Raw genomic sequence first — 22,379 nt, 5'->3', positions numbered from 1 at the left:
GTGTTCCTTTCGGCGGGCGATCAGCCCTTGACGGCGCCGGCGAGGGCGAACGAGCCGCCCGAGAGCCGCGTGACGAGCACGTAGAGCGCGAGGACGGGGACGGAGTAGATGAGCGAGAAGGCGGCGAGCTGTCCGTAGGCGACGGCCCCGTACTGCCCGAAGAAGGCGAAGATGCTGACGGCGGCCGGCTGGCGGTCGGGGCTCAGGAGCAGCACGAAGGGGACGAAGAAGTTCCCCCACGCCTGCATGAACACGAAGATGAACACGACCCCGATCCCCGAGCGCATGAGGGGCATGACGACCCGGGTCAGGGTCGTCAGCATCGACGCCCCGTCCACCCACGCGGCCTCCTCGAGTGAGATGGGCACGCCGTCCATGAAGTTCTTCGTCATCCAGATCGCCATCGGCAGCGACGTCGCGGCGAGGAACAGGATCGTCCCCGGCACGGAGTCGATGAGGTCGAACCACACGAACAGCATGTAGACGGGCACCATCATGGCGGTGATCGGCAGGCACGTGCCGAAGAGCACGCCGTAGAGGAAGGGCTTGTTGATGCGGAGGCGGTACCGCGAGAGCGGGTAGGCCGCCAGCACCGCCACCGCCACGGTCACGATGGCGCATCCGCCCGAGAGCACGACGCTGTTCCACAGCGGCTCGAAGGCGAGGTCGGGGGTGAGGACGGCGGCGAAGTTGTCGAGGGTCCACTCCTGCGGGAGCGCGACCGAGAGCGTCGCCCTGCGGTCGAGGGAGGCCAGCACGAGCCAGACGATCGGCAGCAGGAACGCCAGCCCGATGAGCACGAGCACGAGGTTCGCGGCGACGCGCAGCCCGCGGCCGCGCGGCGAGGTGAGGGCGAGCGTCATCGGTCCTCCTCGGGTCGGAGGGCGCGGATGTAGACGACGGAGAAGATGCCGCCGACGACGAGCAGGATGGTCGCGATCGCGGTTCCGAAGCCCAGCTCGGAGAACTTGAAGGCCTCCTGGTAGGCGAGGACGGGCAGCGTCGACGAGTCGGTGCCGGGGCCGCCTCCCGTCATGACGTAGATGAGGGTGAACACCGACAGCGTCTGCAGCGTGGTGAGCATGAGGTTCGTCGAGATGCTGCGGCGGATCATCGGCAGGGTGATCCAGAGGAACCGCTGCCATCCCCGTGCGCCGTCGACCTCCGCCGACTCGGTGATCTCGGGCGGCACCTCGTACAGGGCGGCCGAGTACACGAGCATCGAGAACGCCGTGCCGCGCCAGATGTTCGCGAGGATGACCGACAGCATGGGGGCGTCGTAGAGCCACGACGGCCCTTCGATCCCCACGCCGGCCAGGATCGCGTTCAGGGTGCCGTCCTGCGCGAAGAAGGCGTAGGCGGCGAACGACGCGACGATCTCCGGGAGCACCCAGGCGCCGACCACGATGGTCGAGACGACGGCGCGCACGGGCCGTGCCGACGAGCGCATCGCGACGGCGAGGAGCATCCCGAGGACGTTCTGGCCGAGGATGGCCGAGCCGACGAGGAAGACCAGGGTGAGCCAGACGGACTTCGGGAAGTCGGGGTCGGAGAACAGGTCGATGTAGTTCTGGAAGCCGACGAACTCGGCCTCCCGCGCGGCCGCCCCGCGCAGCGCCGCGTTGGTGAACGCGCCGTAGAACGAGCTGATGACCGGCCCGAGCAGGAACACGGCGAGCAGGACGACGGCGGGCAGCAGCGGGAGCGCGCGCACCGCGTCGCGACGGAGCGCTCCGCCGCGCGGACGCGGCCCGCCCCGCCGTCGGCGCGGATCGACGCCGACGACGAGGGCGGTCTCGGAGGCGACGTCAGCCATCCTGCGTGTTCTCCTCGCCGACGATGCCGACGACGGCCTCGTCGTACGCCGCAGCCGCCTCCTCCGGGGTCTGCTGGCCGGTCATGACGGCCTCCATGGCGACCGTGATCTCGTTGGAGATCTGCGCGTAGTCGCTCGTCGCCGGCCGGTAGTTCGTGACGGGAACGAGCGACGAGAAGAACTCGAACGAGGGGTTCGCGGCGATGTAGTCGGGGTCCTCCGCCACGTCCGAGCGCACCGCGATCTGGCTCGCGGCGATGTCGTACGCCTGCGAGTTGTCCTTGTCGAGCGCGAGGGCGATGAAGTCCCACGCCGCGTCCGGGTTGTCGGAGTCGGAGCCCATCGCGAGGGTCCATCCGCCCGACATGCTCACGGCACCCGGATCCTGGCCGTCCTGCGTCGGCATGGGCGCCTGCGCCATGACCTCCTCCCACTCCGGCCAGGGCGCCGTGCCGGTCTCGAGCCACGTGCCGCTCAGCCACGAGCCGTCGAGGGCGATCGCGAGCTCGCCCGCCGGCAGCCATTCCGCGGCGACCGACGTGCCGACGTTGGTGTCGAGCGCCTGCTGCGGTGTCGGACCGAGCTCGCCCTGGTAGACGTCGGCGATGAACTGCAGCGAGTCGACGAAGCCCTGCGAGCCCGTGACCCACTTCGACGTCCCGGTGTCGTAGAGGGTGTCGCCGGTCCCGTAGAGCAGCATCTCGAACCCCTGCATCGCCGCCGCCTCGCCCTGCGGCTTGCCCGAGTAGACGTTGAGCGGGATGACGTCGGGCATCTCGGCGCGGATGGCCTCCGCCGCGTCGAGCACGTCCTGCCACGTCGCGGGCTCCCACGGCACGGGGAGGCCCGCCTGCGCGAAGAGCTCGGTGTTGTACCAGAGCGCGCGGGTGTCGGTGCCCATGGGGATGCCGTAGACGCCGCCGTCGTCGCCGAGCCCCGCCTGCTTGGCGTTGTCGAAGAAGGAGTCCCACTCGTCCCAGTCGGCGACGTAGTCGTCGAGCGGGGCGAGATAGCCGGCGTCGACATCCGACTTGATCATGAAGGTGTCCTCGTACATGACGTCGGGTGCCGTCGAGGGCGACTGGTTCATGAGCGCCAGCTTCGTGAAGTAGTCGTTCTGCTGCGCCTCGATCGGCACGAGCTCGACGGTGATGCCCTCGTGCGTCGCCTCGAAATCGCTCTTCACCTCCTGGAGCAGATCGTCGAGCTGCGTGAACGTGCCGAACTTCTGGTACGCCACGCGGATCGTGTCCGCGTCGCCGCCCGCGCCTCCGCCGCAGCCGGAGAGCAGCAGCGCCCCTCCGCCCAGCAGTGCCAGCGACGTCATCGTCCTGCGCATCATGAGACTCCTCTGTCGTCGGGCCGGCGCCCCGATGCGCGGCCGTCCCGAATTAATAAATCGTCTTGGTTTACTAAAGTCAAGAGGTCGAGGGGTCGATACTGGTCTCGGAGGTGCCCGATGTCGCGACGCGGTGCGAATCTGCCGTCGATCGGCGAGTTCAACCAGTCGGTCGTGCTCGACGTCATCCGGATGGCCCCGGGCGGCGTGAGCAGGGTCGAGATCGCCGCCCAGACGGGGCTGTCGTCGCAGACCGCGACGAACGCGACGCGACGTCTGCTCGCCGCAGGGCTCATCCGCGAGGGCGAGCGCACCGCGACCGGCCCGGGAAAGCCGCGGACGGCGCTGCACCTCGTCCCGGAGGCGCGCTCGGCGATCGGCATCCACCTCGATCCGTCGTTCATCACGTACACCGTCGTCGATCTCGCCGGCGCGGTCGTGGCCCGCGCCGTGACGCCGACGCCGCGCGTGCTCTCGCCCGCCGATGTCGTCGACAGCATGGTCGGCTCTGTCGAGGCGCTCGTCGCGGAGGCGCACATCGACCGCGATCGGCTCCTCGGCATCGGCATCGCCGCACCCGGCCCCCTCGACCTCGAGCGGGGCACCGTGGACAACCCGCCCCTCCTTCCGGGGTGGGACGGCGTGCCGCTGCGCGACGCGCTGGGCGACGCGCTCGGGATGCCGGTGACGCTCGAGAAGGACGTCACCGCGGCCACGATCGGCGAGCTCTGGTCGGCCGGCGATCCCGACCGCGACGACTTCGCCGTGCTCTACATCGGAACGGGCGTGGGCCTCGGCATCGCGCTCGACCGCAGCGTACGCCGCGGGGCGACGTCGAACCTCGGCGACATCGGCCATCTGCGCGTCTCGCACGACGGCCCGCTGTGCGCGTGCGGCAACCGCGGCTGCCTCGGCGAGAACATCGCGCCGGCGCGGCTCGTGCGCGAGGCGGCGGAGGCGGGCGCGATCGCGCCCGTCTCGCTCGACGACCACGACGCCGTGGCGGCCGCCTACGCCGAGGCGTGCGCCGCGGCCGACGACGACGCGCGCGTCCGGACGATCGTCGACGGCATCGCCGGCGACATCGCGACCGCCGTGGTGCTCGTCGCGAACCTCCTCGACCTCGCCGACGTCGTGGTGAGCGGCGCCTTCTGGAACCACCTCGCGCCCGTCGCGCTCACCGAGATCCGCCGCCGGGTGGACGCGTCGAAGGCGTACGTGCTGCCGCATCCGCTGCGCGTGGGCACCTCCGTGGTCGGAGCCGACGCCACCGCGGTGGGCGCCGGGTGCCAGGTCCTGAGCGCCGTGTTCGCGCCGTCGTCGACACCGTTGCTCCGCCCCGCATCCGCCTGATCCGCCTCCGCTGCCGCGGACGGGTGCGTCGGTAGGGTGGGAGCATGGCGTCGCCCGGCATCTCCCCCTGGTCCTGCATCCTCTGGGACGTCGACGGCACGATCGCCGATGCCTCCGCAGGCATCCTCCCCCGGATCGTCCGGGTGCTGGAGGACCTCGGCCGCACCCCGCCGGGACCCGAGGACCTCTCCGCCTGGATCGGCCCGCCCATCCTGGAGTCGTTCCAGGTGCACGCCATGCTGAGCCCGGATGAGGCGGTCGACGCCGTCGAACGCTACCGCGCGCTCGCGACGCGCGAGGGCTTCGCGTCGTCCGTCGTCCTCTATCCCGGCGTGCCGGAGCTGCTACGGGAGGTGCACGAAGCGGGCGTGCCGCAGGCCACCGCGAGCTCGAAGCCCGAGAACCAGGTCGCGGGGATCCTCGAGCACTACGGCGTCGACGACTGCTTCGTCACCATGACGGGGGCGTCGCCCGCCGCCGATGCGCTCGACACGAAGTCGACCGTCATCGCCAAGGCGATCGAGCGGATGGCCGCGGCCGGTGTCGACGTGTCGCGGCCCGTGCTCATCGGCGACCGGCACCACGACGTCGACGGCGCGGCCGAGCACGGCATCCCCGTCATCCACGTGCGATGGGGGTTCGGCACACCCGGAGAGGAGGAGGGCGCCGCCGCGGTCGTCGACGACATCGACCAGCTGCGGGCGCTGCTCCTCGCCTCGCCAGGCGGATGACCGTGCCCCGTCTCGAGATCGACCCCGCGACGCTCCTCGCCTGGCTGCTGCCCGCCGCGGTCGTGTTCGGCGGGGCGGCAGCGGCCCTGGTCCTCATCGTCTGGTCGACGAAGCGCGTCCGTCGGGGCAGACGCGCCCGCTCGAAGGCGGCGACCGCGCTCGACGAGGTCGGCGCGGCCCTCGTCGCCCTCGACGACGACCTCGACGAGCTCGAGCTGGAGATCGCTCTCTCGGGCGCCCTGTACGACGGCGACCCGCCCGCGAGCCTGCGCCGTGCGCGCATGAGCGCCCAGCACACACGCGACGACGCGTTCTCGACGTACCGCGCGCTCCGTGAGGACGACCGCCTCCCGGCTCATGTGCGACGCGATGCGCGAACGCTGCGCGCGCGCGTGGACGCCGCGGCCCAGCGCGTGGCGACGGCGCGCGACGACCATCGGGAGTGGACCCGCACGCATGCCGCGGCCGCCGATCAGGTCGCGGCGGCACGCGGGCGGCTCGCCGCGCTGAGGTCGCGCACGGGCGACCCGACCGCGCTCCTCGCCGAGCTCGCCGAGCGCGCGGATCGCTCGGAGTGGGCGGATGCCGAGGCGGCAGCCGACCGGGCCGGCCGCGAGATCGAGGCGGCCGACGAGAGCCTGCGCTCCGCAGCGGACAAGGCGGCCGATCCGTCCGCGTCCGCGCTCGCCGACCTCGCGGCCGCGGAGCGCGCGCTGCGGTCCGCCGAACGCGGGTTCCGGGTCCTCGAGGAGCGCCACCGCATCGTCGTGCAGTCGGCGCAGGCCGTCGCGGGCGAGCTCACGGGCGCGGCCGGCGCCATCCGCTCGGCCACGGGCATCCGCGCCGCGCTCCCGCCCGCCGACGCCGACCGCCTCGGCCGCGAGATCGACGCGGCCGCGCGTCGGCTCGACGAGCTGCGCGCGCAGGCGCAGGCCCGGCCGGTGCATGTGAACGAGGAGATCGCCCGCCTGCGCGACCGGCTCGATCGCGCTCTCGCCGACGCGCGCACCGTGCAGCAGCGCCTGCTCGGCGCGCGAGGAGCGCTGCCGGGAACGCTCGCCGCGGCACGCAGCGCCCTCGCGCGCGCCGAGGCGGCGGTCCAGCCCGGTGCCTCGCTCGAGGCGCGCGTGCGCCTCGATGCGGCGCGGGACGAGCTCGCCCGCGCCCGCCAGGCGCACGACCCGGTGGCGGCGCTCGACGACGCCCGCCGCGCGATCCGCCACGCCGAGGACGCGCAGGCGCTCGCGACGCCCCTGCGCGTCTGAGCGCTCCCGCGCACGAAGAAGGGCCCGTGCGAGCGATCGCACGGGCCCTTCTGTGTCGCTGTGGTTTACAGCGGGCGGATGTTCTCCGCCTGAAGTCCCTTGGGACCCTGCGCGATCTCGAACTCGACGCGCTGGTTCTCCTCGAGCGAGCGGTAGCCGCTCGCGGTGATTGCGGTGTAGTGCGCGAAGACGTCAGAGCCGCCCTCGTCCGGAGCGATGAAGCCGAAGCCCTTCTCCGAGTTGAACCACTTGACGGTGCCCTGCGTGCTCATGTACTGCCGTTCTTGTTGTTGGGTGCCGACGCAGATCTCGCGCCGACATCGTCAACGCTACGGGAGTGCGGCCGGAAATGATAGGGGGCTTTCCCGCAGATGACGCGGCGCGTCGCCTCGTGGCGCCGCGCGTCGTACCCGGCGGAAAAAGAATCAGCCCTCATCGACTAGGGGGGATAGCGATGAGGGCTGGACGACCGAGAGGGACGTCTGCGTACGAGTGTAGCGCACGTGTCCCCCAAATGGGGGACACGGAGCGGATTCATAAGTTGCGTCTGCGGAGGGCCTCCCGCCCGGGCGGGAGGCCCTCCGCGGGGGTCAGAGCCCCTGCGCCACGCGGTAGTACACGGCGTTCCAGCGCAGCTCGCGGTCGAACGCGTCGAGCGTCGTCGCGTCGTCGATCGTGACGAGCTCGATCCCGGAGATCTTCGCGAAGTCGCGGAACACCTCCACGCCCACCTGCGTCGACATGACGGTGTGGTGGGCGGCGCCCGCGGCGAGCCACGCGGCGGCCGAGGTGTGGAAGTCGGGGGCGGGCTTCCAGAGCGCGTGGCCCACCGGGAGCTTGGGCATCGGGGCGGGCAGGTCGACGTTCTCGACGACGTTCGCCACGAGGCGGAACCGGTCGCGCAGATCGCTCATCGCGACGACGACGGCGGGGCCGGCTTCGGCCGTGAAGACGAGTCGCACCGGGTCCTCGCGGTCGCCGATGCCGAGCGGGTGCACCTCGAGGCGCGGCTTCGAGGTCGTGAGGCTCGGGCTGACCTCGAGCATGTGGGCGCCGAGGATGAGCTCGTTGCCCGGCTCGAGATGGTACGTGTAGTCCTCCATGAGGCTCGCGCCGCCCGGGAGACCCGCCCCCATCACAGCCGCCAGGCGCACGAGGACGGCCGTCTTCCAGTCGCCCTCCGCGCCGAAGCCGTAGCCGTCGGCCATGAGGCGCTGCACCGCGAGACCGGGCAGCTGGCGCAGCCCGCCCAGGTCCTCGAACGACGTCGTGAAGGCGCTGAAGCCGCCGGCCTCGAGGAACGAGCGCAGGCCGATCTCGACCTTGGCGCCGTAGCGCAGCGACTCCGCGCGCTCGCCACCCGGCTTCAGCTCGTCGGCGACGTCGTAGAGGTCGAGGTACTCCGCGACGAGCGCGTCGACGTCCGCCTCGCTCGCGGCGTCCACGGCCTCGACGAGGTCGTTCACACCCCACGTGTTGACCTGGACGCCGAGGCGGATCTCCGCCTCCGTCTTGTCGCCCTCCGTCACGGCGACGTAGCGCATGTTGTCGCCGAAGCGCGCGAGCTTGAGCCCCTGCGAGGCCGCGCGGCCCGCCGCGGCCCGCGTCCACACGCCGACCCGCGCCGTGACGGCGGGGTCGCTGACGTGGCCGACGACGGTCGTGCGAGGGATGCCGAGGCGCGTCTCGATGTACCCGAACTCGCGGTCGCCGTGGGCGGCCTGGTTGAGGTTCATGAAGTCGAAGTCGATGTCGGCGTAGGGCAGCTCGACGTTGACCTGCGTGTGCAGGTGGAGGAGCGGCTTCTGCAGCGCGTTGAGGCCCGCGATCCACATCTTCGCGGGGCTGAAGGTGTGCATCCAGGCGATGAGGCCGATGACGTTGTCGTCGGCGTTGGCCTCGAGCACGACGCGGCGGATCTCGTCCGAGCCCGTCAGCACGGGCTTCCACACGACGCGCACCGGGACATCCGGGGAGTCGACGAGACCCTGCGCGACCTGCTGCGACTGCTCGGCGACCTGTCGGAGAGTCTCCTCGCCGTAGAGGTGCTGGCTCCCCGTGAGGAACCACACCTCGTGCTGTGCGAGATCGGGGATGATGCTGCGGCTCATCGGTTCATGCCTCCCTGGGGCGTCTGGCCGTACACGTTCTGGTAGCGGTTGTAGAGGTGGTCGATCTTCTCCTGCGGGATGGCGACGGGCTCGCCGAGCTGCCGGGAGATGTGGATGCTGCGGGCGGAGTCCTCGACCATGACGGCGGCCTTCACGGCGTCCTTCGCGTCCTTGCCGATCGTGAACGGGCCGTGGTTCTGCATGAGGACGGCGCGCGAGCGGTGCCCGCGCAGCGTCTCGACGATGCCGCGTCCGATGGAGTCGTCGCCGATCACCGCGAAGGGGCCGATGGGGATCTCGCCGCCGAACTCGTCGGCCATCCCCGTGATGACGCACGGGATGGGCTCGGCGCGTGCCGCCCAGGCCACGGCGTAGGTGGAGTGCGTGTGCACGACGCCGCCGACCTCCGGCATATTCCGGTACACGTATGCGTGCGCGGCGGTGTCGCTCGACGGGCTGCGGTCGGATCCGGGCGTGCCGGGGATCACGGCGCCGTCGAGGTCGCACAGGATCATGTTCTCGGGGGCCAGGTCGTCGTAGCCCACGCCAGACGGCTTGATGACGAAGAGGTCGGCGCCGGGCACGCGGCCCGACACGTTGCCGCCGGTCCAGACGACGAGCTGGTAGCGCACGAGCTCGGCGTGGAGGGCGGCGACGTCGGCGCGGACGCGCTCGATCGCGCTCTGCACCTCGGGGCTGAAGTCGGTCATTCTGTCCTCACTCGGTTTCGGGGGTCGTGACGGGGACGGCCGCGACCGCGGCGTGCTCGATGGCGAGCCCCGCGACCCAGCGGTCGCGGTACGCGTCGAACGCGGCGACCTCGGCGGGCTCGGGGCGGATGGTCTCCGACGCCGCGTCCGAGAGGATGCCGGCGTCGAGCCAGGCGGCGAGCCCCGCCCGCTCGCCGTCGAGGCGGGCGCGACGGTAGTGCGCGAGCACCGCGGCCCCCCAGGCACCGCCCTCCGACGCCGTCTCGGAGACCGACACCGGGGCATCCAGGGCTGCGGCGAGGATGCGCTGCGCGACGCCCTTCGTGCGGAAAACGCCGCCGTGGGCGCGCAGCTCGTCGATCGCGACGCCCTCGTCGGCGAGGGTGCGCATGCCGACGCTCAGCGCGGCGAAGGCCCCCTGCAGCTGCGCGCGGGCGAAGCCGCCGAGCGTGAGCGCCGCGCCGGGCGCGCGCACGATCAGCGGACGCCCCTCGTCGAGGCCCGCGATCGGCTCTCCCGACAGCAGGTTGTAGGCGATGAGGCCGTCCGCGTCGGCGTCGAGCGCGCCGCCCAGGAGGGCTCCGAACACGGCGTCGGGGGCGACGGGATGGCCGAGGGCCGCGGCGAACTCGCCGAAGAGGCCGGCCCACGCGTCGAGCTCGCTCGCGCCGTTGTTGCAGTGCACCATGGCGACCGCGTCGCCGGCGGGGGTCGTGACGATGTCGATCTCGTCGTGGGGCGCGCCGGGTGCGCGCTCCAGCACGACCATGGCGAAGATGCTCGTGCCCGCGCTCACGTTGCCGGTGCGCGGGGCGACGGCACCAGTCGCCACCATGCCGGTTCCGGCATCTCCCTCGGGAGGGCAGAGCGGAGCGCCCGCCCGGAGCGAGCCGGTCTCGTCGAGGAGGGCGGCGCCATCCGCCGTGAGCGAGCCCGCGTCGTCGCCCGCGCTCAGCACGGCGGGGAGGAGATCGGCGAGGGGTCGCGCGAAGCCGTGAGCGCCGGCCCGCTCGTCGAAGACGGCGAGCTTGGCTGCGTCGTATCCGCCGGCGGCCGTGTCGATCGGGAACATGCCGGACGCGTCGCCCACCCCGAGCACGCGCCGGCCCGTGAGCAGCTCGTGCACGTAGCCGGCGAGCGTCGTCACGTGCGCGACGCGGGCGACGTGCGCCTCGCCGTCGAGGACGGCCTGATAGAGATGCGCAGCAGACCACCGCAGCGGGATGGCGAAGTCGAGCGCGTCGCTCAGCTCGGCCGCCGCCGGTCCCGTGTTCGTGTTGCGCCACGTGCGGAACGGCACGAGCAGCTCACCCGCCTCGTCGAAGGCGAGGTAGCCGTGCATCATCGCCGAGACGCCGATCGCGGCGACCTCCGAGGGGCGCACGCCGTGGCTGCGCTCGACCTCCGCGGCGAGCTCGGCGTAGGCGGCGCGGATGCCCGCGCGGACCTCGTCGAGGCCGTAGGTCCACAGGCCGTCGACGAGCCGGTTCTCCCACGTGTACCCGCCCGAGGCGAGCGTCGTGCCGTCCGGCGCGACGAGGCACGCCTTGATCCGCGTGGATCCCAACTCGATCCCGAGCGCCGCCTGCGCGATCGCCTCCGCCATCCGTCCTCCTCGACATACATGTGAGCGCTCACATCAGCGCGCGTCCCAGCGTACCCGCCGTCGGCATCCCGTGCAATCGCGCCGACGCCCCGACGACCGCAGCGGCACGGCCGCGCGAGCCGCGCCGGCCTGTCCGCCTGTCGGCCTGTCGGCCCGTCGGCCCGTCGGCCCCGGCCATCCCCTCCCGGCAGCACCCACCCGCCCAGGTCGCACTTCCCGGCCCCAAACCCCCCGAAACGGACCCCAACCGCCACCCGGACGGCAGCAGCGGGCTAGCGGCGCGGAGGGGCCGTCGAGCCGCGCACGACGAGCCGCGGCGCGACGGAGTCCGACACCGGGCCGTCCGCGCCGTCGAGCCGCGCGACGAGCCTCGCGACCGCCAGCCGCCCGATCTCGGCAAAGTCCTGATGGGCGGTCGTGAGCGGGGGCAGGCTGTGCGCCGCCTCCGGGATGTCGTCGAACCCCGTCACGCTGACATCGCGCGGCACCGTGACGTCGCGATCGGCGAGTCCGTGCACGATCCCCAGCGCCATCTGGTCGTTCCCGGCGAGCACCGCGGTCGCCTCCGGCGCGAGATCCGCGGCGAGCGCGTACCCGGCGTCGGCCGTCCAGTCGCCCGCGAGCACCGGGAGAGCCAGCAGCCCGCGGTCGGCGACGGCCGTCTCGAACGCGTCCCTCCGCAGGTCGGCCTCGATGTAGCCGCTCGGTCCTGCCACGTGCTGGATGGCCGTATGCCCGAGCGCGACGAGGTGGTCGAGCAGGGCGTCGACCCCCGCGCGCTGATCGACGGCCACCGCGTCGGGGCCTTCGCCTCCCGCCTGCAGGGCGAGCACGGGCAGACCCGCTCCCTCCAGCTCGGCCAGCATGGAGCGGTAGGGCGCGATCGCCACGAGCGCCTCGACGGAGTGGTCGAGGAGGAACTCGATCCCCGCGCGGGCGGCGTCCGACTCGGGCACGACGCTCGTCACGAGCGGACGGTATCCGGCGTCGCGCACGGCGTGCTCGACGGCGAGCAGCGTGCTCACGGCGCCGTACGCCGCGGTGGCCGGCGCGAGCACGCCGATCGATCCCGTCCGGTTCGTCGCGAGCGTGCGCGCGGCGACGCTCCGGCGATAGCCGAGCTCTCGGATGGCCTCGCGCACCTTCTCGCGCGTGGCCGGACGGATGCCCTCGTAGTCATTGAGCACGCGCGACACGGTCTGATGCGAGACGCCCGCGCGCTCCGCCACGTCGTAGATGCTCGGCACCCGCCGCTGCTGCGCCATCCGGCCCTCCCGTCCCGACCACGGTAGCGGGCCGTGGCACGCGCGCCGCACTCCCGGCCCTCCGGGCCATCCGCCATGCGGGCCGTCCGCCATCAGGACGCACCTGTCGTCTCGACGCCCGCCCGGAAGCCCCTGCCTCCTCAGCACGCCCGCCGGTGACATCGTCGCCCGTGCCGCCCGTCGGGCCCGTGATGCAGAAGCCCACCCCTGTCACCCGACACGCCCACACCCGCCGCGTCGATCCGAATCCCGGCCCGCTCCGTTCGGACGCCGCGCACACCCGTCCCCCGCCCCACGCATCCGAATCCCGGCGCGCCCGACCCGCCCCGCCGCCCGGCTCCCCCGCCCGACTCCCGCCGCCCGACTCCCGTCGCCCGTGCCGCCCGAGTCCCGCCGCCCGGATGTCGGCGCCTCGCCGTAGGGTCGCGGCATGAACGGAATCGTGCCGCCCTTCCTGCTCGAGCGCCTCGCCGACCACGCCGAGCCGGCCGTCGCGAGCTGCGCGCAGCAGACGCTCGCCGTCGACGGCTCGCTGCGCACCCGCCGATCGGCATCGGCGCCCCGGCCGACGTTCGCGACGACGGCGACCGCGGGAGCGGGTCCGCAGCGCACGATCTCCGACGCGGGCGGATCCACGGCCCTCCCCGGCCGCACGGCGCGGCGCGAGGGCGATCCGGCGACGGGCGACCGCTCCGTCGACGAGGCGTACGACGCCCTCGGCGCGACCTGGCAGCTGCTGCACGCCGCGTTCGGGCGCGATTCGCTCGACGGCGCGGGCCGTCCGCTCCTCGCCACGGTGCACTACGGCGAGCGCTACGACAACGCCTTCTGGGATGGCGAGCGGATGGTGTTCGGCGACGGCGACGGCGAGATCTTCGGCTCGTTCACGGCCGCGGTCGACGTCGTGGGGCACGAGCTCGCCCACGGCCTCGTGCAGGCGACCGTCGACCTCGTCTACCAGGGGCAGTCCGGCGCCCTCAACGAGTCGATCGCGGATGCCGTCGGCAGCCTCGTCAAGCAGCACCTCCTGGCGCAGACGGCCGAGGAGGCCGACTGGCTCATCGGCGCCGGACTCTTCACCGACCGGGTGGAGGGCGTCGCCCTGCGCTCGATGGCGGCCCCGGGCACGGCGTACGACGACGACGTGCTCGGGAAGGACCCGCAGCCCGCCACGATGGCCGGCTACGTCGTCACGTCGAGCGACAACGGCGGCGTGCACATCAACTCCGGCATCCCGAACCATGCGTTCTTCCTCGCCGCGACCGCGATCGGCGGCCCCGCGTGGGAAGGCGCGGGCCGCGTGTGGATGGACGTGCTCGAGCAGCGCGCCGTGGCGCCCGACGCCGACTTCGCGGCGTTCGCGTCCGCCACCGTCGCCGCGGCCGCCGCCCGGTTCGGCGCGGACTCGCGCGAGCGCGCGGCGGTGGCCGACGCCTGGGCGAAGGTCGGCGTCGGCCTCGACGACGCGTCGACGGCGGCCGACCCGGCCGTGGACGACGAGACGGTGCGCGTCGAGCGGTCGGGCGGCCTCCTCGGCCGGGTCCACGTCGCGGAGGTGCCGGAGTCGGCGCTCCCCGACCCCGAGCGCGAGCGCCTCGAGGAGCTCGTCGACTCGGGCGCGCTCGCCGATCTGCCCGACGCCCCGCCGAAGCCCGACGCCTACACGTGGCGGATCGAGATCTCGCAGCGCATCGACATCACGGTCGGCGAGGGCGAGCTCCCCGACGACGTCCTCTCGCTGCTCCGGAGCATCCTCGACCGCGGCGACAGCCGCCGCTGACCGGCCGCGCGGCCGCGCCCGCCGAGCGCCGCATGCGCGCGCGGCTCGCCGTCATTCCGTCGGCTTCGTCGCGATCCCGTCGAGCCACAGCGTGTCGGAGGCGTCGGCGTGCGCGCCGCCCGACCCGACGTGCTTCGCGTCGATCGCGGCGCCCTTCGTGATGACGTGCACGAGGGCCATCCCATGGCCCCGGCCGAGGCCGTGCTCGTCCTTCAGCCATTCCAGGATGGGCGTCGCCTTCGTCCCCGGGCCGAACCCGTGCTCTGCTGCGAGGTCGATGAACTGCCGCGGGGTCAGCCCCGTCTTCGTCTCGATGTTGTCGAGGTACGCCTGGAACGACATAGGTCTCCGATCGGTGTGCGGACACCATCAGCATGGCGGGCAGGGCCGCGGAGGGCTACTCCCGCGCCGGCGTCTTCACGAGCGCCCCCGCGACGATGAAGCACACCGCCCCGGCGATGTGCAGCGGCGCCCACGCCTCGTTCGGCAGGTCGATCGGATACGCCGGGTTCCACAGCACGACGACCGCGACGAAGACGACGCCCCACCACCACTGACCGGCAGAGAACGCGAACCACGCGACGATCGCGGCGAGGATCGCGACGACGAACCGGATGACGAGGTACACGTCCGACTCCAGCAGCGCCGGCCCGACGAACAGCGCCGCGGCGCCGATGAGGCCGGGGGCGAACGCGTTGCGCTGCGGCGCCGGCTCCTTCTTCCCGCTCATCGGATGGCCGGCCGGGAGTCGTGAGCGCGCATCCCTCGATGGTAGGCGCCGCAGACGAGAAGAGCCCCGGTCCGAAGACCGGGGCTCTGCCTGTGCGCGAGGTGGGACTTGAACCCACACGCCCGTGAAGGCACTGGCACCTGAAGCCAGCGCGTCTGCCAATTCCGCCACTCGCGCAGAGTCCGAATCGCTCCGGACCCAACTTCCCGAGGATATCACGGGCCGCGAGCACCCGCGAAACCGGGCCACGGCGGGCGCGTCGACGCCCCGATGTCCCCCGCGAGGATGATCCTCATCCGCCTCGCGTCGCCATCCGACGCCGCACGGCACCGCGCTTCCAGGCGACCTGGCTAACATGACCCTGACCAGTCGGCCTGCCAGAGGAGCCCCGTGGGACTACTTGACAGCTTCGAGAAGGGACTCGAGCGCGTCGTCAACGGCGCGTTCGCGAAGACCTTCCGCAGCGGGCTCCAGCCCGTCGAGATCGCGTCCGCGCTGCGGAGCGAGCTCGACAAGAAGGCCGCCATCGTCACCCGCGACCGCGTGCTCGCTCCCAACTCGTTCACCGTCAGCCTCAGCCCCGCCGACGCCCAGCGGATGGCCGCGCTCGGCTCCGCGCTCACCACCGAGCTCGACGAGATCGTGCGGGCGCACGCCTCGAAACAGGGCTACAGCCTCCCCGGTCCCGTCTCGATCACACTGCGCACCGACCCCCAGGTGTCGACGGGGACGCTCGGCGTCGACTCCGTCACGGCCGAGGGCCGCGTCGACTGGCGCGCCGTCGTCGAGATCTCGGGCCGCCGCCATCCGCTCGCCCGGGCACGCACGGTCATCGGGCGAGGCAGCGACGCCGACATCACGATCCCCGACCCCGGCACGAGCCGGCGGCACGTCGAGGTGCTGTGGGACGGCGAGCGCGCCATGGTGCGCGACCTCGGCTCCACGAACGGATCGAAGCTCGACGGCCGCACCGTGAAGCAGGCCCCCCTCGAGAACGGGCAGGTCATCACGATCGGACGCACCGACATCGTCTTCCGACTCGTCCCCCTCACTGCCCCCGAGCAGCGCGTGGCCCGCCACGAGGCGGTCACGGAGCTGTACGACTTCCGTGGAGGGGATCGATGAACGAGCTCACCCAGCTGCTGCTCCAGTACGCGTTCCTCCTCGTGCTGTGGCTCTTCGTCTTCGCCGTCGTGTTCTCGCTGCGGGCAGACATCTTCGGCGTCCGCGTGCGGAAGCTCCCGCAGTCGGCTGCCGCCGCCCCGCCCGCGGCGAGCGCGCCGTCGACTCCCCCGCGTCCCTCACCGCCGGTCGCCGCCGCCTCGCCGGGCACGCGCATCGTCATCACCTCGGGCCCGAAGGCGGGCCTCGAGCTCCCGCTCGGCCGCGACGCGCTCACGATCGGCCGCTCGAGCGAGTCGGGGCTCGTCATCCGCGACGACTACACGTCGAGCCATCACGCGCGGCTCCTCCTGCGCGGCGAACAGTGGGTCCTGCAGGACCTCGAGTCGACCAACGGCACGTTCCTCGACGGCCAGCGCGTCTCGCCGAACACCCCCGTCCCCGTTCCGTTCGGCGTCCCGGTCAAGGTCGGCGCCACGACCTTCGAGCTGCGGAAGTAACCCCCGGCCGATGGTCTTCACGGGCTCCAGCGCCGCCATCTCCCACACCGGGAAGGTGCGCTCGAACAACCAGGACTCCGGCTACTCCGGGTCGAACCTGTTCGTCGTCGCCGACGGGATGGGCGGGCACGCCGGCGGCGACGTCGCCTCGGCCGTCGCCATCCAGAAGATCGCGCCGCTCGACCAGGTGTACGACTCGCCCGCCGAGGCGGAAAGGGCCCTCACCTCGACGATCTCGTCGACGGCGGGCGACCTCATCCAGATCGCCTCCAAGCGCCCCGAGCTCGCGGGCCTCGGCACGACCGTCTCGTCGATCGTCATGGTCGACGACTACGCCGTCATCGCGCACATCGGCGACTCGCGCATCTACCTGTTCCGCGACGACGAGCTCACGCAGATCACGACCGACCACACCTTCGTGCAGCGGCTCGTCGACTCCGGGCGGATCACGCCGGAGGAGGCCCGGTACCATCCGCGGCGCTCCGTCCTCATGCGCGTGCTGGGCGACATGGACGCCCATCCCGAGGTCGACTCGTTCATCATGCCGACCCACGAGGGCGACCGCTGGCTGCTCTGCTCGGACGGCCTCTCCGGCGTCGTCGACGAGGCGCACATCGAGAAGGCCATGCGGCAGGGATACGCGCCCGGCCGCACCGCCGACATCCTGCTGAAGAACGCGCTCGACGGCGGGGCACCCGACAACGTCACGATCGTCATCGTCGACGTCGGCGGCCAGCACCCGCTCTACACGGGCACGCCCACGATCGTGGGGTCGGCGTCGACGGGCGGCGTCGAGGTGCCGGCCGCCCGGAGCGTGCTGCCCACGAGCTGGTTCCACCCGAACCGCGCCGCCGCGAACGAGCCATCGCACTTCGAGCCGGAGCCGGAGTACCTGCAGGAGCTCATCGCGGAGGACAGGCGACGTCGCCGACGACGCCGTCTCGGCGCCATCGGGGGGCTGCTCCTCCTCATCGCGGCCGTGGCAGGGGGTCTCGCCCTCTTCTTCAACTGGACGCAGACGCGCTACTACGTCGGCGCCGACGAGGACTCGGTGGTCATCTACCAGGGCATCCAGCAGTCGCTCGGCCCGATCTCGCTCTCCGAGGTGCACGACGACACCGACGTGCTGCTCGCGGACCTGCCGCAGGCCTACCGCACCCAGGTCGAGCGCACGATCTCGGCCCGCTCGCTCGCCGACGCCGAGGCGATCGTGGAGCGGCTGCGTTCGTACCAGCTCGAGCCGGGCGAGGTCGATGAGACGCTCGACGACGCCGAGGACGAGGCGGAGGACCTCTCGACGCCCGCGCCCACGACGACTCCGACCCCGAGCCCCACCGCGACCCCGGAGGGCGAGGGATGACCGCCGCCGACACCCAGATCCAGAAGGCGCTCCGCCGGGTCCGACGGCCGCAGCCGCTGCGCAACCGCGAGCTGCTGCTCCTGCTGTTCGCCTTCGCGCTCTCCGCCGGGGCCGTGGTCCTCGTGCAGTTCGGCGCCGTCGACGAGCTGCGTCCGGGCATCCTCGGGGGGATGGCCGTGGTCGCGACGCTCGCGCTCGCGCTGCACGTCGTGCTGCGGATCCGCGCATCGCAGGCCGATCCCTTCGTGCTGCCGATCGCCACCCTGCTGTCGGGGCTCGGGATCGCCATGATCCACCGGATCGACCTGTACAACGAGACCGTCGATCGCGGCATCGCGGCGCCGAGCCAGATCGCCTACTCGGCGATCTCCATCGCTCTCGCCATCGTGCTCGTCTGGTCGCTCGCGAACTACCGCGTGCTCTTCCGCTACACCTACGTCTTCGGCTTCACGGGCATCCTGCTCCTCGTGCTGCCGTTCGTCCCGTTCCTCAACGGCGGCGGGAACGCGGTCGTGTGGATCAACGTGTTCGGGTTCAACTTCCAGCCCGGCGAGCTCGCGAAGATCTGCCTCGCGATCTTCTTCGCCGGCTACCTCGTCCGCACGCGCGAGAGCCTCGCGTCGACGGGCACGAAGATCCTCGGCTTCACCTTCCCCCGCGCACGGGAGTTCGGCCCGCTCATCGTCGTGTGGCTCATCTCCATGGCGATCATCGTGCTGCAGCGCGACCTCGGGACGGGCCTGCTCATCTTCGGCATGTTCACGACGACGCTGTACGTCGCGACGGGCAAGACGGGATGGATGCTCACGGGCGTCGTGCTCGCCGTCGGCGGCGCCGTGGGCGCCTCGTTCGTGCTCTCGTACGTGCAGAACCGCTTCGACACCTGGCTCAACGCCTTCGACGAGTCGCTCTATGACGCGACCGACGGCGGCAGCTTCCAGCTCGTCAACGGCATCTTCGGCCTCGCCCACGGCGGTCTGTTCGGCACCGGCCTCGGGCAGGGCCGCCCCTACCTCACGCCCGTCTCGCAGAGCGACTACATCTTCCCGAGCCTCGGCGAGGAGATCGGCCTCGTCGGCCTGTTCGCCATCCTCTGCCTCTACCTCGTCTTCACCGCCCGCGGTCTGCGGATCGGCGTGCTCGGGCAGGACGACTTCGGCAAGCTGCTCGCGACGGCGCTGTCGTTCACGCTCGCCCTGCAGGTGTTCATCATGGTGGGCGGCGTCACGCGGGTCATCCCGCTCACGGGCCTCACCACCCCCTTCCTCGCGGCGGGAGGTTCGTCGCTCGTGTCGAACTGGCTCATCGTCGCCCTCATCCTGCGCATCAGCGACGCGGTGCGCCAGCAGCCCAGGGCGGTGATCGGATGACCAAGGAGCTGCGCAGGCTCGGCATCATGGTGCTGTTCATGTTCCTCTCGCTGTTCGTCGCGACGAGCTGGATCCAGGTCGTCTCGGCGCCCGAGCTCAACGAGAACCCGCTCAACAGGCGCACGCTGTACGACAGCTTCGAGGTGCAGCGCGGGTCGATCATCGCCGACGGCACGGAGATCGCCACGTCGACGGCGAGCGACGACATCTACGCGTGGCAGCGGCAGTACGAGAACCCCGACGTCTGGTCGACGATCACGGGCTACATCAACCCCGTCCTGCAGTCGGCGACAGGCCTCGAGCAGGCCATGAACCAGGAGCTCTCCGGCCAGTCGGCCTCGGCGTTCTTCCAGCGCCTCGACCAGATCATCTCGGGGCAGGACCCGCGCGGGTCGAGCATCGAGCTGAGCCTCGACGCCGCCGTGCAGCAGGCCGCATACGACGGGCTCACGAGCCGCGGGTACACGGGCGCGGTCGTCGCGATCGAGCCGTCCACGGGGCGCATCCTCGCGATGGTCTCGACGCCCGGCTACGACACGAACCAGCTCGCGAGCCACGACTCCGACGCGGTGAACACGAGCTACGACGGTTTCCTGCAGGCCGATCCGTCGCCGCTGCAGAACCGGGCCATCGCCGGCGACCTGTACGCGCCCGGGTCGACGTTCAAGCTCGTCGTGGCATCGGCCGCCATCGCGTCGGGCGACTACACGATGGACTCCACGTTCGACAACGTCGCCTCCTACACGCTCCCCGGCTCCACGCACGTCGTGAGCAACGCCTCGGGCGGCACGTGCGGGTCGGGCGACGAGGTCACCCTGCACGACGCCATCCGGCTGTCGTGCAACGTGCCGATGGCCGAGCTGGCCGTGGAGCTCGGCGAGGGCGCCATCCGCGAGGAGGCCGAGAAGTACGGGTTCAACACGAGCTTCGAGACGCCGCTCGTCTCGACGGCGTCGTCGTACCCGAGTCTCGGCGGCGACGACGCGCAGACGGGGCTCACGGGCTTCGGACAGGGGCAGGTGACCGCGACGCCGCTGCAGATCGCGATGGTGGCGGCGGGCATCGCGAACGACGGCGTCGTCATGAACCCGTGGATGGTCGACGACGTCATCGGCTCCGACCTGTCGGTGCAGCAGACCTACGACCCCACGCAGTTCGGCACGGCGCTCGACGCGGATCTCGCGGATGCCCTCACCGAGGCGATGACGGCGAGCGTCCAGGATGGCGCCGCCACCAATGCAAGAATTGACGGTGTCGACGTGGCCGGGAAGACCGGCACCGCCGAAGGCGACGCCGACGAGCCCTACACGCTCTGGTTCACCGGCTTCGCGCCGGCGGACGACCCGCAGATCGCGGTCGCCGTCGTCGTCGAGGACGGCGGCGGGCAGGGGCAGTCGGGAAGCGGGAACACGATCGCGGCTCCCATCGCGAAGGAAGTCATGGAGGCGGTGCTGGGACGATGAGACCGACACGGGGTGTTTCCTTCGGGGGCCGTTACGAGCTGAACTCGCGCATCGCCATCGGCGGCATGGGCGAGGTGTGGGAGGCGACCGACCACGTCATCGGACGATCGGTCGCGATCAAGATCCTCAAGGACGAGTACATGGGCGACCCCGGGTTCCTCGAGCGCTTCCGCGCCGAGGCCCGCCACGCCGCGCTCGTCAACCACGAGGGCATCGCGAGCGTGTTCGACTACGGCGAGGAGAACGGCTCGGCCTTCCTCGTCATGGAGCTCGTCCCGGGCGAGGCGCTCTCGACCATCCTCGAGCGCGAGGGGGCCCTGCCGCCCGAGCGGACGCTCGACATCACCGCTCAGACGGCCGCCGCGCTGCAGGCCGCCCACGCGGCGGGACTCGTGCACCGCGACATCAAGCCGGGCAACCTGCTCATCACACCCGACGGGCGCGTGAAGATCACCGACTTCGGCATCGCCCGCATCGCCGACCAGGTGCCGCTCACGGCGACCGGGCAGGTCATGGGCACCGTGCAGTACCTGTCGCCCGAGCAGGCGTCCGGCCATCCCGCGAGCCCCGCGACCGACACCTACTCGCTCGGCATCGTCGCATACGAGTGCCTGGCCGGGAAGCGCCCGTTCACAGGGGAGTCGCAGGTCGCGATCGCGATGGCGCAGATCAACGAGCAGCCGCCTCCGCTCCCCTCCGATATCCCCCAGCCGGTGCAGAACCTCGTCATGGCGATGATCGCGAAGAAGCCGGATGACCGGCCTGCGTCGTCGGCCGCCGTCGCGCGCGCCGCCAACGCCCTGCGCCGCGGCGATGTCGCGGCGGCGGCCGCCGCCGTGCCGGCTGTCGCCGCGGGCGCCGCGCTCGCCGACGACGCGTTCACGCAGCTGCTGGGTTCGGGCGACGACCAGACGACGCGGCTGCTGAACGCGACGCGCCCCATCCCGTTCGGCGCCGACGGCATCGACGACGCCGAGAGCGAGCCGCCGAAGAAGAAGAAGCAGAGCCCGTGGACGTGGCCGCTCATCGCGCTCATCGTGCTGCTCGTGCTCGTGCTCGGCGGAACCGTCGCCGCGCTGCTCCTCAACCAGGACGAGCCGGACCCCGTCGAGACGACCTCGAGTGCGTCGACGCCGTCGAGCGAGCCCTCGCCGTCGCAGACTCCGACGCAGACCACGCCGACGACCGTCGACGTCAGCGCGCTGGGGCTCGTGGGCCAGACGTGCGACCAGGCGACGGCGACCCTGTCGGAAGCCGGCCTCGTCCCCAGCTGCACCCCCGGCAACGCCGCCTCGTCCGACGATCAGGTCGGCGTCGTCTACGAGGTGAGCCCGCAGGGCAACCAGACGGTCGGCACCGCCATCGCGCTCACGGTGTACGACGCCGTCACGCCCGTCGGCGCCCCCAGCTCGCCGACGTTCGTCTACGGCGCGACGACCAACGCCACCGAGATCCCCGAGGGCGCGTCGTTCACGATCACGTGGCCGCCCTTCACGTGCCCGAGCGGGACGGGGAGCCTCGCGGGCTACTCGGTCACCCTCGAGAACGCGCAGTTCGCCGACAACGGCAGCACGACGCGCGACTTCCTCCCCGGCGAGACCGACGCCGCCCTCACCGTGACGGGCGGTCTCGGAAGCTACATCAGCGCGAGCTACATCGCGCAGTGCGAGGGCGAGGACGGCACCGTGCGCGACTCCGATCCGTCGGCGCTCACCACGGCGCAGATCGTGTCGTCGACGCCGGAGACCCCCGAGCCCACCGAGACGCCGTCGGGGAACTCCGGGAACTCCGCCAACGGCTCCTCGTCGTCGGACGGAGCATCCGGGGAGTGAGCCCTGGCTCGCGACTCGACGTTCAG

General features: G+C 71.9%; 20 protein-coding genes and 1 tRNA gene. 10 read left to right on the top strand and 11 right to left on the bottom strand.

Annotation, left to right across the window (positions count from 1 at the left end; all coding sequences use genetic code 11):
* Positions 1 to 20 precede the first annotated feature (20 nt).
* The 3 genes from ABD998_RS08285 to ABD998_RS08275 are packed head-to-tail and all read right to left on the bottom strand — an operon-like array spanning position 21 to position 3,155.
* Positions 21 to 863, bottom strand: a complete 843-nt coding sequence (locus ABD998_RS08285; RefSeq protein WP_345437922.1) for a carbohydrate ABC transporter permease — start codon at positions 861 to 863, stop codon at positions 21 to 23.
* A complete protein-coding gene (locus tag ABD998_RS08280) occupies positions 860 to 1,816 on the bottom strand; it encodes a carbohydrate ABC transporter permease (RefSeq protein WP_345437919.1) in 957 nt (318 codons plus the stop codon). Before ABD998_RS08280 ends, ABD998_RS08285 begins: the two co-directional genes overlap by 4 nt.
* Complete coding sequence (locus tag ABD998_RS08275; RefSeq protein ID WP_345438260.1) at positions 1,809 to 3,155, bottom strand: extracellular solute-binding protein; 1,347 nt, start codon at positions 3,153 to 3,155, stop codon at positions 1,809 to 1,811. Before ABD998_RS08275 ends, ABD998_RS08280 begins: the two co-directional genes overlap by 8 nt.
* 120 nt (positions 3,156 to 3,275) lie before the next feature.
* Between ABD998_RS08275 and ABD998_RS08270 the strand changes: the two genes are divergently transcribed.
* From ABD998_RS08270 to ABD998_RS08260, 3 genes are read left to right on the top strand one after another with little or no spacing between them, the layout of a single operon-like run.
* Entirely contained in the window at positions 3,276 to 4,508 is a 1,233-nt protein-coding gene (locus ABD998_RS08270) for an ROK family transcriptional regulator (RefSeq protein ID WP_345437917.1), read from the top strand.
* Positions 4,509 to 4,552: 44 nt separating this feature from the next.
* A complete protein-coding gene (locus ABD998_RS08265) occupies positions 4,553 to 5,239 on the top strand; it encodes an HAD hydrolase-like protein (protein WP_345437915.1) in 687 nt (228 codons plus the stop codon).
* Complete coding sequence (locus tag ABD998_RS08260; protein ID WP_345437913.1) at positions 5,236 to 6,504, top strand: hypothetical protein; 1,269 nt, start codon at positions 5,236 to 5,238, stop codon at positions 6,502 to 6,504. Before ABD998_RS08265 ends, ABD998_RS08260 begins: the two co-directional genes overlap by 4 nt.
* A 65-nt stretch (positions 6,505 to 6,569) precedes the next feature.
* On the opposite strand, the gene ABD998_RS08255 is transcribed toward ABD998_RS08260, so the two are convergent.
* The 5 genes from ABD998_RS08255 to ABD998_RS08235 form a co-directional block, all read right to left on the bottom strand.
* The gene (locus tag ABD998_RS08255) at positions 6,570 to 6,776 is read right to left on the bottom strand and encodes a cold-shock protein (protein WP_156242614.1); all 207 of its coding nucleotides are present in this window, start codon (positions 6,774 to 6,776) and stop codon (positions 6,570 to 6,572) included.
* A gap of 318 nt (positions 6,777 to 7,094) precedes the next feature.
* On the bottom strand, positions 7,095 to 8,615 hold the full coding sequence (gene araA, locus ABD998_RS08250; protein ID WP_345437910.1) for an L-arabinose isomerase: 1,521 nt from the start codon (positions 8,613 to 8,615) through the stop codon (positions 7,095 to 7,097).
* Positions 8,612 to 9,325 carry an L-ribulose-5-phosphate 4-epimerase gene (locus tag ABD998_RS08245; RefSeq protein ID WP_345437908.1) on the bottom strand — a complete coding sequence of 238 codons (714 nt, stop codon included), beginning with the start codon at positions 9,323 to 9,325 and terminating at the stop codon, positions 8,612 to 8,614. The genes araA and ABD998_RS08245 overlap by 4 nt, the downstream gene beginning before the upstream one ends.
* 7 nt (positions 9,326 to 9,332) lie before the next feature.
* The gene (locus tag ABD998_RS08240) at positions 9,333 to 10,931 is read right to left on the bottom strand and encodes a xylulokinase (RefSeq protein WP_345437906.1); all 1,599 of its coding nucleotides are present in this window, start codon (positions 10,929 to 10,931) and stop codon (positions 9,333 to 9,335) included.
* A 272-nt stretch (positions 10,932 to 11,203) separates the two neighbouring features.
* Positions 11,204 to 12,196 carry a LacI family DNA-binding transcriptional regulator gene (locus ABD998_RS08235; protein ID WP_345437904.1) on the bottom strand — a complete coding sequence of 331 codons (993 nt, stop codon included), beginning with the start codon at positions 12,194 to 12,196 and terminating at the stop codon, positions 11,204 to 11,206.
* Positions 12,197 to 12,626: 430 nt separating this feature from the next.
* Between ABD998_RS08235 and ABD998_RS08230 the strand changes: the two genes are divergently transcribed.
* Positions 12,627 to 13,976, top strand: a complete 1,350-nt coding sequence (locus ABD998_RS08230; protein ID WP_345437902.1) for a protealysin inhibitor emfourin — start codon at positions 12,627 to 12,629, stop codon at positions 13,974 to 13,976.
* A gap of 51 nt (positions 13,977 to 14,027) precedes the next feature.
* On the opposite strand, the gene ABD998_RS08225 is transcribed toward ABD998_RS08230, so the two are convergent.
* The 3 genes from ABD998_RS08225 to ABD998_RS08215 all read right to left on the bottom strand — a co-directional run bounded on the left by ABD998_RS08225 (position 14,028) and on the right by ABD998_RS08215 (position 14,883).
* Positions 14,028 to 14,318, bottom strand: coding sequence for a DUF4287 domain-containing protein (locus ABD998_RS08225; protein WP_345437900.1), 291 nt, complete (start codon positions 14,316 to 14,318; stop codon positions 14,028 to 14,030).
* A 55-nt stretch (positions 14,319 to 14,373) separates the two neighbouring features.
* Positions 14,374 to 14,706, bottom strand: coding sequence for a DUF6804 family protein (locus ABD998_RS08220; protein WP_345437898.1), 333 nt, complete (start codon positions 14,704 to 14,706; stop codon positions 14,374 to 14,376).
* A 93-nt stretch (positions 14,707 to 14,799) separates the two neighbouring features.
* Positions 14,800 to 14,883, bottom strand: a tRNA-Leu gene (locus tag ABD998_RS08215).
* A 213-nt stretch (positions 14,884 to 15,096) separates the two neighbouring features.
* On the opposite strand from ABD998_RS08215, the gene ABD998_RS08210 reads away from it, so the two are divergent.
* The 6 genes from ABD998_RS08210 to ABD998_RS08185 are packed head-to-tail and all read left to right on the top strand — an operon-like array spanning position 15,097 to position 22,353.
* Positions 15,097 to 15,831 (top strand): DUF3662 and FHA domain-containing protein, encoded by a 735-nt coding sequence (locus tag ABD998_RS08210; RefSeq protein ID WP_345437896.1) that lies wholly within the window; start codon positions 15,097 to 15,099, stop codon positions 15,829 to 15,831.
* Positions 15,828 to 16,328, top strand: coding sequence for an FHA domain-containing protein FhaB/FipA (locus ABD998_RS08205; protein WP_345437894.1), 501 nt, complete (start codon positions 15,828 to 15,830; stop codon positions 16,326 to 16,328). The genes ABD998_RS08210 and ABD998_RS08205 overlap by 4 nt, the downstream gene beginning before the upstream one ends.
* 10 nt (positions 16,329 to 16,338) lie before the next feature.
* Complete coding sequence (locus ABD998_RS08200; RefSeq protein ID WP_345437892.1) at positions 16,339 to 17,688, top strand: PP2C family protein-serine/threonine phosphatase; 1,350 nt, start codon at positions 16,339 to 16,341, stop codon at positions 17,686 to 17,688.
* Positions 17,685 to 19,058 (top strand): FtsW/RodA/SpoVE family cell cycle protein, encoded by a 1,374-nt coding sequence (locus ABD998_RS08195; protein WP_345437890.1) that lies wholly within the window; start codon positions 17,685 to 17,687, stop codon positions 19,056 to 19,058. The genes ABD998_RS08200 and ABD998_RS08195 overlap by 4 nt, the downstream gene beginning before the upstream one ends.
* Positions 19,055 to 20,521, top strand: coding sequence for a peptidoglycan D,D-transpeptidase FtsI family protein (locus ABD998_RS08190; protein WP_345437888.1), 1,467 nt, complete (start codon positions 19,055 to 19,057; stop codon positions 20,519 to 20,521). The genes ABD998_RS08195 and ABD998_RS08190 overlap by 4 nt, the downstream gene beginning before the upstream one ends.
* Positions 20,518 to 22,353: a serine/threonine protein kinase gene (locus ABD998_RS08185; RefSeq protein ID WP_345437886.1), complete on the top strand. Its 1,836-nt coding sequence runs from the start codon at positions 20,518 to 20,520 to the stop codon at positions 22,351 to 22,353. The genes ABD998_RS08190 and ABD998_RS08185 overlap by 4 nt, the downstream gene beginning before the upstream one ends.
* Positions 22,354 to 22,379: the final 26 nt, after the last annotated feature.

The sequence above is a fragment of the Microbacterium gilvum genome, from assembly GCF_039543865.1.
In the GTDB taxonomy this organism is placed as follows: Bacteria; Actinomycetota; Actinomycetes; order Actinomycetales; family Microbacteriaceae; genus Microbacterium; species Microbacterium gilvum.
Note: the sequence above shows the minus strand (reverse complement) of the source record. Positions and strands in the feature narration are given on the sequence as shown.